Source organism: Lactobacillus hominis DSM 23910 = CRBIP 24.179 (assembly GCF_000296835.1).
GTDB lineage: Bacteria > Bacillota > Bacilli > Lactobacillales > Lactobacillaceae > Lactobacillus > Lactobacillus hominis.
In genome coordinates this window covers 50,827-64,524 of sequence record NZ_CAKE01000001.1, presented here as the reverse complement: position 1 = coordinate 64,524, position 13,698 = coordinate 50,827, and the positions used below count along the sequence as shown (strand labels likewise).

The following is a 13,698-nucleotide window of genomic DNA, read 5'->3' as shown; positions in this document are numbered from 1 at the left end:
TCAATAAAAAGACGGAAACTTTAAAAGTTTCCGTCTTTTTTCTGCCTTAAATCGATAATAAAAACATTTTCAAAAATTCGTTGCCGTGATAAGTGCCATTTTTATAGCCAAAATCTAATTCAATACTATGCTTAATTAAGTCTTTTAGCTTTGCCAATTTAACAGGATTTTGCATTGCAAATTTTATTCTGTATGGATTAGCCTTTAATTCTCTCACTATCTGATCTTGACTCCAGCGCCTATTTTGTAAAACCTTGACTACCATTAAAAATTCTAATTGATTTTGAAAGACCGCCAGAAGCTGTACAACATTGTTACCTTCTCTTAAATGATCATCCAAACGCTTGCTTGCTTGAACATAATCGCCCTTAAAAGCCGCAGATAAAATTTCAAAAATATTTTCTGATAAGGATCGATCAATAGTTCTATCAATCAATGATTCAGTAATTTTATGATCGTCATCGCAAATATTTTTTAATTTCAAATAATTAGCTAAAGCAGTATCTAAAACCTGATCACTTCTTTGGATTAACATTTGCAAGGCTTGATTAGTAATTGTATAGCCTTCTTGTTTAATCAATGCCTTTAAAAAGCCACTAATTTCATAAGGTTTTAACTTGGTTTCAACGACGTTAACTTGTTTCATTAAAGCCTTACTAATCTTTTTTCTGCGATCAATATTCTCATAATTTGCAACAAAAACTACAATATTTTCTATTTCATTTAAATGCTCAATAATTACTTGTAGCTTTTCAATATCTTTTTTATATTTAGCTGCAACTTTCGCAGTTAAAAAGAAAGGATTTTTTGCAATAATAATTTTTTGATTATCAAAAAGAGAAGATTCAGTTAAATTAGCCATTAATTCATCTAACCCATCTTCGCTGCAATCAAGAGTGATATGTTCGAAATCTTTAAATTGCTCTTGAGCTACAAATTTTCGAGCTAAATAGTCATTTAAAAAAGCATCTTCTCCCAAAATTAAAGTTTGCGGAATTTTAGAATTAGATTGTTTAAATAATGATAAGATATTCATTTATTTTTCCTTGATAAAAATGTAGTAAATTTACTTGGTCCAAATTTCGAGTATGTCCATGTAATTGTACCACTATCTTGTGTATTTAAGGCAGGGATATTAAGTGCTTGCAAGGTTTGCAACGTTTCTGGATGGGGATGTCCGAAACGATTATTTCTCCCAGAAGAAATAAAAACCAATTCAGGAGTAAGCTTTTTCATAAATTCAGGATCAGTAGCAGTTTTACTTCCATGATGTCCCAATTTAAAATAATCTACTTTAAGACCATAATGCTCCATAATTTTTCTTTCACCATTTCGGTCTAAGTCCCCAGTAAAAAGCCACTTCTTATGTGCAATTTCAAAATACAAAGACAATGAATCTTCATTTTTACCAAGACCTGGTTGAAACGGATAAACAACATTGAAAACTAGTCCCCCCTCTTTGACTTGATCATTAGCAAGAAGCGGGACTAGCTTTATTTGATTAGTATGATTGGCAATTCTTTTTCTAAAAGATGGATTATCTGTTAGTCCTTTTGCAAAATATAATTTTTTCACTTTAATTTGATCAAGTAAAGGTCCTAAATCTCCTACATGATCCGCATCTTGATGCGATAAAAATATTCCATCTAAATGATCAATTCCTTGACTGTACAAAAATGGTAAAGTAATACGATTAACTTGCGGTTGAGATTTTTTCTTACCGAAACTAACTTTTCCGCCTGTATCAATTAAATAAGCTTTACGTTTAAAAGGTGTCGTAATTAAAATACTATCGCCCTGTCCTACATCGATGAAAGTTACTTGTCCATATAAAGGAAAATGAATCTGAATAAAGATTATCAAGTAACTAACTACCACCCAATATTTCAACCTTAGCTTTGTTAATTCTAATGATGGCAGTAAAATACTAACAACTGTAACTAAAAGCAGGAAAATCGCCTGCCACCACTTTAATTGACCAAAAGTCAGCATCCCTAATTTGGTATTTGCAATCATTTCAATTATTCTCATTATAAATAAAAACAATTTTTCTATCATATCAACTATTGATGGTAGAAACTTGCCTAACGTGATTGCAATAAAAGTTAACGGCAATAACACATAATTAAAAACCGGCACAATTATCATATTGTACAAAATCGTCAAAATATTAATGCGATAAAAACTAAAAAGCAAAACCGGATTAATCAATAAATTTAATTTTATATTTTGCCTTAACTTGCTTAAATTATTGGTTAACTCTAAGCCAAAGACCAGTAAATAAGACAAAATCGCACCTGAACTAAAAAATAGCTTAGGCTTAATAAGCAGATGAATTAATACCGCCAATCCTAATCGATCCCCTGCTGCTAATGGAATTTTCTTCAAGTTAAAGAAGCTAGCCAAAATATAGCTTAAACTAGCTCTAACAAATCCAGGCTGAAAATCTGACAAAAGTACTTCAATTAACAAAAAAATACTGCAAATTATTACAGTTTCAACTTCTGTACGTTTAAGCAGTGTACAAAAAGCTGCAATGACTATTGTATAAAGTCCTACATGTAGTCCAGAAATACTCAATAGATGAATTACACCCAAGTCGCGATAGTTTTCTAAAATGGTTTTTGTTTCATCTGTCGGATTTTGCGCTAGAATCATTTCACTTGCTAAGAATCTTACATTTTGTGGAAATTGAGCAAAATAATTTTGAATTTTCGACCTTAAGATATGTATTTGCTCACTAAAATTTGGCTTTTTGATCATGGCTTGATAATTCTTAATTTTTAACTGCCAATAAATATCTTTGCCTTGATTATATTTCTTAAAATTAAATTGTCCCGGCGTCGTGGGTCCATCTATTTCTTGAATATCTGCTTGCACATTATGCAAAATCAAAATTTGATCGTCTTTTAAAGCATTTGCTTCGTTCTCACGTATTTTAAAAGCCAGAGAAACTGGCTGCTTGCCAATTTTCCCCTGTCCAGATAAAAAATCATCATTTATCTTTACCTGATCCGGATAAATAATTAGTGGTTGATTTAGATTGGGCTGATCCGGACCTTTTTTCGCTAATAAAAAATAGCCTACAAAAATAACCAGTATCGCTAAAAATACCTTCAACTGTTTTTTATATTTAAAATATAAAAGTGTCAGCAGATAGCCAAAAATTAAAAGACATACGATTAACTGACTAAATTTATTTGCCTGAAAAATAGTAAAAGATAATGCAACTAATTCAAGACCTACTAAAAGTAAAAAGCCTGGATTCAAACAATTAGAGAGCCAATTGTGGCTTGAGTTTTTCAAAAGTCTTTTCTCCAATTCCGCTAACTTTGGTTAAATCCTCTATTTGTTTAAAACCACCATTTTGATCACGAAATTGGATAATTTGCTCCGCTCTTTTTTCTCCAATTCCATTTAATTTTTGTAAATCAGCTACCGTAGCGCTATTTAAATGGACTTGTTCGCCGCTTTGACTACTTGAACTAGCCGCATCCTGACTTGAAGAAGAATTCATTTGAGTATTTGGTAAATCAACTTTTTCTCCTTCATAAGGCACATAAATTTGATCCTGGTCTTTTAATAGTTGAGCGCGGTTAATTGCTTTAATTTGAGCTCTTTTTTCTAAACCACCTGCTGCTTCAATTAGGTCATTCAAACGCGCACCATTTTTCAAAGTATAAACGCCACCATGCTTGACTGCGCCAGAAATATCAACCGTAACCTTATTAGATTTTACAGACTGCTGAAAGTTAGTAGATTCGCTTGATTGATTAGTATTTTCACTTGTCTTGCCTGATTGAACTTGAGAATTCAATACTTCGCTATTATCAACTTTTTCTCCTTGACTATGAAAATAAAAACCAATAACGCCTAGCACGCCAATAGCTGCAATAACATATATCTTTTTTTCTTCCCAAATTTCTTTGATTTTTTCTAATATCATTTAAAACACCTCATTCTTTATTACACGAAAAAGAGGTATTTCTATCTAAAAAAAGAGGCTTTCACCTCTTTAATTTCAATTATGATGTTGTAAATAATTTAATGCGTCTGCAAAATTAGAAACTGGAACAATCTTCATTTTTGAATGAATCTTTTTGGCAGTTTGCTTAGCTTGCTCATAATTAGTATCTGATTTTTTTACGCCATCAGGTTGATCAGTCGGAGCAAAAAATATTTTCATCCCAGATTTATCAGCAGAAACAACTTTTTTCTCAATACCACCAATTATACCAACGTGACCTTTTTCATCAATCGTACCAGTACCGGCAACTTTTTGATTACTCAGCGTTTTTTTAGTAAATAATTGATAACACTCTAAGCTAAACATTAATCCTGCAGAAGGACCCCCAATATCGCCAGCATCAATCTTTATCTTAGGATCCGTAACAACTTCGGTACGGTCAACTAGACTAATTCCAATTCCACTGCGTTTAGTACCTTTTAAAGAAACTGTCTTAGCAGTATAAGTCTTTTTTTGTCCCTTTCTTAAAACTGAAAGCGTAACTTTAGAATTAGGCCCCAGATGATTAACATAATTCATTAATTCTTGCGTTGACTTAAACTTTACGTTATTGACACTAGTTACTGTATCACCAACTTTAAGCTTATTTTTAAAATTTGAATTAGACATTATCGACATCACATAAACACCGAGATAACGCTGCTTTACAGGTACTTTAGCTTTTTTGGCAGCATAATATATCGCATTATTTTGGCTAGTTTGCATATAATATTCCTGCATTTGATCGTATTCTTGACTAGTCGAATTTCCCATCAATTCTTGGGCCGTATATCTGCTATCAAAAGGTCTTAGATATGATGTCAAATAATCGATCATTACCGCTGGTCTTTCAGAAACTGTAACCAAGTAAAAATTCTTTCTACCTGATTGTTTGCCCAATTTTACATATTGACTCAAAGAGGCAGTTTCACCTGGGGCTTCAATATAGTACTTAGTCGGCCAAACACAAAAAATAGTTAAAGCCAAAAAAATGGCTACCCCAATTAGCCAATATCGTAACTTATTGCTTTTTTTATTATGCGTCATACTTTGACTCCATTTTTATTTTTAAAGCTTGAGCAACTTCCCTAGGCACTAAATGAGAAACATCCCCACCAAAAGTCGCAGTTTCCTTGATCATACTAGAAGAAATAAAGGAATTCTCAGGACTAGTTAAAAGCAAAACTGTATTCAAATTTGGAGCCAAAGTTTTATTGATCGCTGCAATTTCGCGTTCGTAATTAAAATCAGCATCATTGCGTAATCCGCGAACAATTATTTGCGCACCTAAATCTTTAGCAACATTGACAGCTAGATCAGTTGGTCTGGCAATTACTTCAACATTTTCATAATCGCTAAAAACATCTTGCGCTAATTTAAATCGTTCATCTTCATCAAAAAGATATTTTTTGCTAGTGTTGGTCATAATCACTACATAAACCTTATTAAACATTTTAGATGCCGTTTGAATAGTTTCTACATGACCATTAGTAATCGGATCAAAACTCCCTGGAAATATCGCCTTAACCATTTTACTGCCTTTCATATACCTTAACTTTTGTTCGTCCCAAATGATGATCCTTATTTAAAATAAAACCATCTACTTCTGGAAGTTCAGTATGCTGATCTGTTTCTGCCACTACCAAAGCGTGGTCATTTAACAAATCATATTTCAGCAAAGTATTCATTACTTTAACAATTTTTTCTTTTGCATATGGCGGATCTAAAAAGACCAAATCAAATTTTATTGTTTGAGTTTCAAAAATCTTTAAAGCCTTAAAATCGCTATTTCTAATGACATTAAACCTATCTTTTTCTTTTGTCAGAGCCACATTTTTCTTGATAATATTGCAGGCTTGAGAGTTAATGTCCACTAAATAAGCATGATCATAGCCACGCGACACAGCTTCAATGCCTAAAGCACCACTACCTGCATAAAGATCTAAAACATTACCGCCTGAAAAGAATTGTCCCAATGAATTAAAAACAGACTCTTTTACTTTATCGCTTGTTGGACGAGTAGAATTGCTTTTTAAAGTATATAAATTTCTTTTTGCATATTTACCAGAAATAATTCTCATACTTTATAATCCTCATTTTCTGCAATAATTTTTTCGGCAGCTACCTTTAATTCATTCATTATTTTTTCTTCATGCTCATCGCTAAAATCAAGGTCGCTGTGGCGTGATTCTTCAACATATTTAACAAAGCGCTGCTTTTTCAACTCGTTAATTGTCTCTTCTTTTTTATCCGCGGGAATGTACATCATTACATATTTATTTTTTTGAGAAAAATAAACTATATCGCCATAAGGACGCAATTTGTATTGATCCCTACTTTGATAGAGCCAAATAATCAAACCTCTGCGATTTTGGATTTTTTCAGATTTTTTATCATCAAATACTAATCCCATTAAATTACTCTTCTACTTTCTTGTAATTTTCTTTTTTCATTAGCTGAAATATTCAAAACAATACCTAAAGCAGCAGTCAAGACAATTAAAGACGAACCACCATATGAAATAAACGGCAGCGTAACCCCTGTAATTGGCAATAATCCCAAAACTGCTCCAACATTAAATAAAGTTTCTGTAAAAAGCATCGTGGCAACGCCAAAACATACTAAAGCGTTAAACTGAGACATCGCATGAACTCCCACTTCCATAATTCTCCAAATCAAGAAGAAAATTAAAGTGACCAGTACTATTGCTCCGATAACGCCTAGCTCTTCGGCAACAATGGACAAAATAAAGTCAGTATATGGTTCAGGCAAATAACCTCTTTTTTGCATTGAGTTTCCTAAGCCTACACCAAATAATCCACCATTATGAATAGCATAGTAAGAATTTACCAATTGTGCGCCACCAGTTCGTTCTAGCTTGAAGGGATGTACAAAAGCAAGCAAGCGCTGGAATTGATAGGAATTTTTAATAAAATCAGGTGACCACACTAACAAAACTACCATTAAAAGAACAATTGCTACAAATAAAGCAACTAACCACTTTATAGCTAATTTTGTAGGAATGCCAGAAACACTATACATAACAAACACGATCATGAATAAAATTGCCGATCCACCAAAATCTGGCTCAATAATTACTAAACCAATCATGAAAAAAGAAATGATAGTTGGACCTGACAGGTTTTCCCAGATATGCCCGGGAACAAATTTACCATCTCTTCTGGCTAAAACATAAGCTAAATATAGTACTAAAGATAATTTAGCAATTTCTACTGGTTGAATATTAATAAATCCCAAATTTATCCAACCTACCGCTCCATTAACCGCAGCTCGACCATGACTAATGATTTTTAAGGCTACTAAAAACAAAAGCATTAAAAATGAAATCGCTAAAAAGCCAAGCACAAATTTCTTATTTTTGAAAATACCTAGTTTCATTGCAAATGTCGGTATACCAAAAACCACAAAAGCAGCCAAAAAATATAAAATTTGTCTTTTCATATAGACATCGGGCTTAAAGCCATTCACTAGCAATATGTCGGAACTAGCGGAATAAATCATGATCACGCCTAATAGACAAAGAACTAAATAAGGTATGAGTATCGAATAATCTAAATATTTTAATTTTTCTCGCACGATGGCAACTCCTTAAGCTAAATTCTTAACTATTATATCACTTGTTTTAAGTATTTTTATTAACGAAAAAAGCAAGGCTTAAACCTTGCTTTTTACTATTCTGATTAAGAATTAGCCGTTAGCTTTACCACGCTTTTTGTCGGCTTTCTTACGTTCGTTAGTGTTCAAAATCTTCTTACGAAGGCGAATACTTTCAGGTGTTACTTCACAGTATTCATCATCGTTCAAGAATTCGATAGCTTCTTCCAAAGTTAACTTCTTAGGAGTCTTAATTGAAGCTGAGTGGTCTTTACCTGCAGCACGGGTGTTAGTTAAGTTCTTACCCTTAGTTACGTTAACAGCAATATCACGTTCACGGCTTGATTGACCAACAATCATACCTTCGTAAACTTCAACACCAGCACCGATGAATAGTTCACCACGTTGTTCAACTGATTGAAGCGAGTAAGTAGTTGATTGACCTTGGTTGATCGAAACAAGCGCACCATTTCGACGACCTGGTTCCCAGTTCTTAATTACTGGAGCATACTTTTCAAAAGTATGGTTCATGATACCGTAACCAGCAGTTTGAGACATAAATTCATTATTGTAACCAATTAATCCACGTGAAGGAACCAAGAAAGTCAAACGTGTTTGACCATTTCCAGTTGCTTCCATGTTCTTCATCTCACCTTTTCTTTGAGAAAGTGAGTCGATAACAGAACCAACATATTCATCTGGAGTATCAACTTGAACAGCTTCAAATGGTTCGCATAATTTACCATCGATTTCACGGTAAATAACCTTAGGACGTGAAAGTTGCAATTCAAAACCTTCACGACGTAATTCTTCAACTAAAATTGAAAGGTGCAATTCACCACGACCAGAAACAGTCCAGGCATTCAATTGATCAGTTGGTTCAACTTTCAATGAAACATCAGTACGAGTTTGACGAATTAAACGATCTTCAAGTTTCTTAGGAGTAACTTGATCACCTTCACGACCAGCAAATGGAGAATCATTTGCTACAAAGTCCATTTGTAAAGTAGGTGGATCAATCTTAAGCAATGGCAATGCTTCAGGCTTTTGAGCGTCAGCAATAGTTTCACCAACGTAGATGTCATTAATACCAGAAATAGCAATGATATCGCCGGCCTTAGCTTCTTTGATTTCGTTACGCTTCAAACCAAAGTAACCAAATAGTTTAGTAACGCGGAAGTTTTGAGTTGAACCATCACGTTTCATAACAGTGATGTTATCGCCAACCTTAACTTTACCACGGTAAATACGGCCTACCCCAATACGACCCACATAGTCATCCCAATCAAGCATAGTGATTTGGAATTGAAGAGGTTCATCAGAATTATCAACTGGAGCTGGAATATTTTTAACGATAGTGTCAAAAATTGGATCCATAGTTTCTTCTTGCTTAGCAGGATCTGAATCATATGAAGAAGTTCCGTTTAAAGCAGATGCGTAAACAACTGGGAAATCAAGTTGTTCATCATTAGCACCTAATTCAATAAATAATTCTAAGACTTCATCTAAAACTTCTTTTGGACGAGCACCTGGACGGTCAATCTTGTTAATAACTACGATTGGCTTTACTCCAGCTTCCAATGCTTTTTTCAAAACAAAACGAGTCTGAGGCATAGTTCCTTCGTAAGCATCAACTAAAAGCAAACAACCATCAACCATGTGCATGATACGTTCTACTTCACCACCGAAGTCGGCGTGTCCTGGCGTATCCAAAATATTAATAGTAGTATCGCCATATTTAACAGCAGTGTTCTTAGATAAAATAGTAATACCACGTTCACGTTCAATCGCATTTGAGTCCATCGCACGATCTTCAAGATTCATGTGTTCTGGTAATGTATCTGATTGTTTTAATAATTGGTTAACCAAAGTAGTCTTACCGTGGTCAACGTGCGCAATAATCGCAATGTTTCTAATATCGTCTCTTCTTTGCAAAAGAAATTCCTCCCCGAACTTCATAAAAAAACTGTGACTTCAGTCACAGCCCTTTTATGCAAAAATAAATAATGCAGTTTGATGAAGCTTTTATTCTGTAATAGTTTCGTTTTCAGATTTTACCAAAAAATATAGTCAAGGTCAATATATACAAGTCATCTTTCACTCAACCCCAATTTTGTTTATTGCCGTAAAATCTAGTAACTGATATGATAATTATAATAATTATTTTAACTAAAGGAGGATTTTTTAGTGATTTTAATGCATGATATTGTTCGTGATGGTGATCCAGTACTTAGAAAAGTTGCTGAGCCATTAACTTTTCCTCTCTCTCAAGAAGATAAAGACTTTGCTGAGGAAATGATGCAATACTTAATCGATTCTCAAGATCCAAAAATTGCCCAAAAACATCAATTAAGGGCCGGAGTTGGTTTGGCTGCTCCACAAGTTGGACGTAGTATTCAAATGGCTGCCCTTTTAGTTCCTGATGATAAAGGCAACATTATTTTTAAGGAAGTTTTTGTTAACCCAAAGATTTTATCTGAATCAGTTCGTAAAGCTTGCCTTGCTGAAGGCGAAGGTTGTTTGAGTGTTGATAAAGATATTGAAGGCTACGTTCCACGTCCAGATAAATTAAAGATTCATTATTATACTGTTGACGGGCAAGAAAAGACTATTCGCTTAAAGGATTATCCAGCAATTGTTGCTTCTCACGAAATAGATCACTTAAATGGACATTTATTCTACGACAGAATTAATAAGGAAAATCCATTTACTCTTGCAGAAGATACAGTCGTAATTTCTTAAAATTCAATACATAATAAAAAATGTGGATATAAGTTATATAGTAAAGCTTACATCCACATTTTATTTTGGATACAAAAAAGTGCTGGCTAACCAGCACTTCCCATGTTACTTAAGAAGAATGAAGATACTTCTGGTAAACAACTTTATCACCCCAAGTCATTTACCATTTATATCATAGTCTTAATTATCATAAGTTGTCAATTATTATTTTATAATGGCATTCATTTATGTTTTTTACAAACCTATTTATATACTTAAGTGATGATTTATGATAAAATTTTTAATAGCATTGAGTTTGTACACGTTACGCAATAATTAGTTAAAACAAATTTAAACGCGTTTTTTACTGGTATTGCGTATTTACTTACTCAAAATTAGAACGTTTATAAAAAATAAGGAGATTTAACAAATGATCTACAAAGTTTTATACCAAAAAGACCAGATCGTTAATCCAAGAAGAGAAACTACCCAAACTCTTTATGTTGAAGCAGATAATTTAGTTGCAGCAAGAACTATGGTTGAGGATAATACCCCCTATAATATTGAACTCATCCAAGAACTAACTGGAAATTCCCTTGCTTACGAAAAGCAAAGTCCAGATTTTAAGCTGACAACTTTTGATTCTGACAAAGATTAATGTCGGTTAAACTTAAAAATAATGAAGTCGGCATTTTCGCCATCGGGGGTTTAGGCGAAATTGGCCGTAATATGTACTGTGTCCAATTCCAAGATGAAATTATCATTATGGACTGCGGTATCAAATTCCCTGAAGACGATGAAATGGGAATTAACTACGTTATCTCGGATTACTCGTATCTTGTTAAAAATAGAGATAAAATCAAAGCTCTCGTAGTTACTCACGGACATGAAGACCACATTGGCGGTATTCCTTACCTTTTAGAAAAGATTCCAGAAATACCTGTTTATGCTACGCCATTTGCTCTTTCATTAATTAGAGGAAAACTCGAAGAACATGGTTTATTAAAGACAAGTAAGCTTTATGAAGAACATGAAGACACTGTCTTAAAATTCCCTAAACTTTCAGTTTCATTCTTTAGAACAACCCACTCTATTCCTGATACTTTGGGAATAGCAGTACATACACCGCAAGGGGCGATTTTATTTACTGGCGACTTTAAGTTAGACCTAACTCCAGTAATGAATCAACCTGCTCCTGATTTTCAAGAAATGGCTCGTTTAGGTAACGAAGGTGTTTTGGCACTTTTAAGTGACTCTACTAATGCTGAAGTTCCTACTTTTACTAAGTCAGAACGTTTTGTTGCAAAATCATTGCACAATATCATTACTGGTATTGATGGCAGAATCATCTTTGCCACTTTTGCTTCTAACTTATACCGTGTTTCAACTGCTATTCAAGCAGCTGTTGACACTGGAAGAAAAGTTGCAATCTTTGGTCGTTCAATGGAAAACGGTGTCCAAAATGGTATTGATTTAGGTTATCTAAAAATTCCTGAAGGCACTTTAGTTGATGCAAATGAAATCAACCATACTCCACCTGAAAAGGCCATGATTTTGTGTACTGGTTCTCAAGGTGAGCCATTAGCAGCTTTATCTAGAATTGCCAACGGTACTCACCGTCAAATTTCATTGCAGCCAAACGATACTGTAATCTTTTCTTCTAACCCAATTCCAGGAAACACCACCAGCGTTAACCATTTAATCAACAAGTTAACTGAAGCTGGCGCTAAAGTGGTTCATGGTAAAATCCATAATGTCCATACTTCTGGTCACGGTGGTCAAGAAGAACAAAAGATGATGATTGAAATTACCAAACCAGAATACTTTATTCCGGTTCACGGTGAATACAGAATGCAAGTTGTTCACACTGAAACAGCTCAATCTACTGGAATGCCAGCTGACCATACTTTTGTATTAAAAAACGGTGATGTCTTAGCATTAACTAAAGACAGTTCAAGAATTGCCGGTCACATCAATATCCCAGATGTATTCGTTGATACTTCCGGTAGTGCTGATGTTGGCAATGTAGTTGTCCGCGATCGTCAAATCTTAGCTGAGGAAGGTCTAGTAGTTGTTGTAGCTACTGTAGATTATAAGCATCAAAGAGTATTAGCTGGTCCTGACATTCTCAGTCGTGGATTTGTCTACATGCGTGAATCAACGGACTTGATCAGTGCCGCTCAAAAGCACGTTTATCACATTTTACGTGAAGAAATGGCCAAAAATCCTCGTCCTTCTGAAAGAGACATTAAAAAAGCAATCATTGAAAACTTACAAGATTTCCTATATTCTAAGACTGAAAGACGTCCAATGATTTTACCAATGATCATTGAAAAGAAATAGTTAAGATTGTAGGTTCTAAATCAAGAAGAACCCTTTTTAAGGGTTCTTTTATTTATAAAAAATTATGACAAAAGAGTTTTATTTAATAGTTAATCCAATTTCTGGCTCAAATAAAGGATCAGAAGTATTTAAAGAAGTTAAGCGTGAATTAGACAAAAGAAAAATTACTTATTTTTTCGAAGTGTCCCATTATTCAGGCCAAACACCTCTGCTCGCCAAATCAACGGCTAACCGAATCAAAAATGATTCTCAAAAAATATTGCTAGTAATCGGCGGTGATGGATCTTTAAATCAAACATTAAATGGTGTTAAAAAATCTGATTATCCTGATACTCCAATTGCATATTTGCCAGCTGGAACTGGTAATGATTTTGCCAAAGCAACAAAATTAATTCAAGATCCGAGTAAATTAATCGATAAATTATTAAAAAATCCGATCATTTCAAAAATAGATTGTATTCAGTGCCATGATCTTGACCGTAATACCAATACCTATCTGGCAAATAATTTAGGCATAGGCTTTGATGCATATGTAGTTGCACAGACAAATAATTCTAAGTTGAGAGATAGACTAAATTATTTTAATATTGGAAATTTAAGTTATGGTATCAATATTCTTAATGCGTTGGCTAACCAAGAAACATTTGAAGCAACTATCAGCCTTAATCATCAAATACACCACTTTAAGGATGCTTATTTAGTAACCACTACTAACCATCCCTACTTTGGTGGTGGCGTTCCTATCTTGCCAATTGCCGACCCGACCAGCCACAAATTATATACCATAGTTGTTGAAAAACCTTCTACTTTGAAGTTTATATATCTGTTTAGCAAATTATTGCGTAATGGTTCGCATATGAAAGATCCTCATTTTCATTATTATGAAGGGGAAAAAATTTCAGTTAGAACAAAACCATTAGAATTTGGACAAATTGATGGTGAAGAATTGGGTAGTCGCAACTTCGATTTAGAATTTTCAATTTCTAGTTTTAATCTTTTGCATTAAAATACGG

General features: G+C 33.9%; 13 protein-coding genes. 4 read left to right on the top strand and 9 right to left on the bottom strand.

Annotated features, from left to right (window positions below; all coding sequences use genetic code 11):
• Positions 1-46: 46 nt before the first annotated feature.
• From holA to typA, 9 genes are all read right to left on the bottom strand, one after another.
• A complete protein-coding gene (holA, locus tag BN55_RS00325; protein ID WP_008469501.1) occupies positions 47-1,036 on the bottom strand; it encodes a DNA polymerase III subunit delta in 990 nt (329 codons plus the stop codon).
• Positions 1,033-3,306, bottom strand: coding sequence for a DNA internalization-related competence protein ComEC/Rec2 (locus BN55_RS00320; protein ID WP_040469053.1), 2,274 nt, complete (start codon positions 3,304-3,306; stop codon positions 1,033-1,035). The genes holA and BN55_RS00320 overlap by 4 nt, the downstream gene beginning before the upstream one ends.
• Entirely contained in the window at positions 3,275-3,946 is a 672-nt protein-coding gene (locus BN55_RS00315) for a ComEA family DNA-binding protein (RefSeq protein WP_008469499.1), read from the bottom strand. Before BN55_RS00315 ends, BN55_RS00320 begins: the two co-directional genes overlap by 32 nt.
• A gap of 75 nt (positions 3,947-4,021) precedes the next feature.
• Complete coding sequence (locus BN55_RS00310; RefSeq protein ID WP_008469498.1) at positions 4,022-5,053, bottom strand: SepM family pheromone-processing serine protease; 1,032 nt, start codon at positions 5,051-5,053, stop codon at positions 4,022-4,024.
• A complete protein-coding gene (coaD, locus tag BN55_RS00305; RefSeq protein WP_008469497.1) occupies positions 5,043-5,537 on the bottom strand; it encodes a pantetheine-phosphate adenylyltransferase in 495 nt (164 codons plus the stop codon). The genes BN55_RS00310 and coaD overlap by 11 nt, the downstream gene beginning before the upstream one ends.
• Before the next feature lies 1 nt (position 5,538).
• Positions 5,539-6,087 (bottom strand): 16S rRNA (guanine(966)-N(2))-methyltransferase RsmD, encoded by a 549-nt coding sequence (rsmD, locus tag BN55_RS00300; protein WP_008469496.1) that lies wholly within the window; start codon positions 6,085-6,087, stop codon positions 5,539-5,541.
• Positions 6,084-6,419, bottom strand: a complete 336-nt coding sequence (locus BN55_RS00295; protein ID WP_008469494.1) for a DUF2129 domain-containing protein — start codon at positions 6,417-6,419, stop codon at positions 6,084-6,086. Before BN55_RS00295 ends, rsmD begins: the two co-directional genes overlap by 4 nt.
• Positions 6,419-7,603 (bottom strand): FtsW/RodA/SpoVE family cell cycle protein, encoded by a 1,185-nt coding sequence (locus tag BN55_RS00290; protein WP_008469492.1) that lies wholly within the window; start codon positions 7,601-7,603, stop codon positions 6,419-6,421. Before BN55_RS00290 ends, BN55_RS00295 begins: the two co-directional genes overlap by 1 nt.
• Before the next feature lie 111 nt (positions 7,604-7,714).
• Positions 7,715-9,580 (bottom strand): translational GTPase TypA, encoded by a 1,866-nt coding sequence (typA, locus tag BN55_RS00285; protein WP_040469051.1) that lies wholly within the window; start codon positions 9,578-9,580, stop codon positions 7,715-7,717.
• Between the two features lie 228 nt (positions 9,581-9,808).
• Between typA and def the strand changes: the two genes are divergently transcribed.
• The 4 genes from def to BN55_RS00265 all read left to right on the top strand — a co-directional run bounded on the left by def (position 9,809) and on the right by BN55_RS00265 (position 13,691).
• Positions 9,809-10,363 carry a peptide deformylase gene (def, locus tag BN55_RS00280; RefSeq protein ID WP_008469490.1) on the top strand — a complete coding sequence of 185 codons (555 nt, stop codon included), beginning with the start codon at positions 9,809-9,811 and terminating at the stop codon, positions 10,361-10,363.
• Between the two features lie 409 nt (positions 10,364-10,772).
• Positions 10,773-11,000, top strand: coding sequence for a DNA-dependent RNA polymerase subunit epsilon (locus tag BN55_RS00275; RefSeq protein ID WP_008469489.1), 228 nt, complete (start codon positions 10,773-10,775; stop codon positions 10,998-11,000).
• Positions 11,000-12,685, top strand: a complete 1,686-nt coding sequence (gene rnjA / locus BN55_RS00270) for a ribonuclease J1 (protein ID WP_008469488.1) — start codon at positions 11,000-11,002, stop codon at positions 12,683-12,685. Before BN55_RS00275 ends, rnjA begins: the two co-directional genes overlap by 1 nt.
• 64 nt (positions 12,686-12,749) lie before the next feature.
• On the top strand, positions 12,750-13,691 hold the full coding sequence (locus BN55_RS00265) for a diacylglycerol/lipid kinase family protein (protein ID WP_008469487.1): 942 nt from the start codon (positions 12,750-12,752) through the stop codon (positions 13,689-13,691).
• Positions 13,692-13,698: the final 7 nt, after the last annotated feature.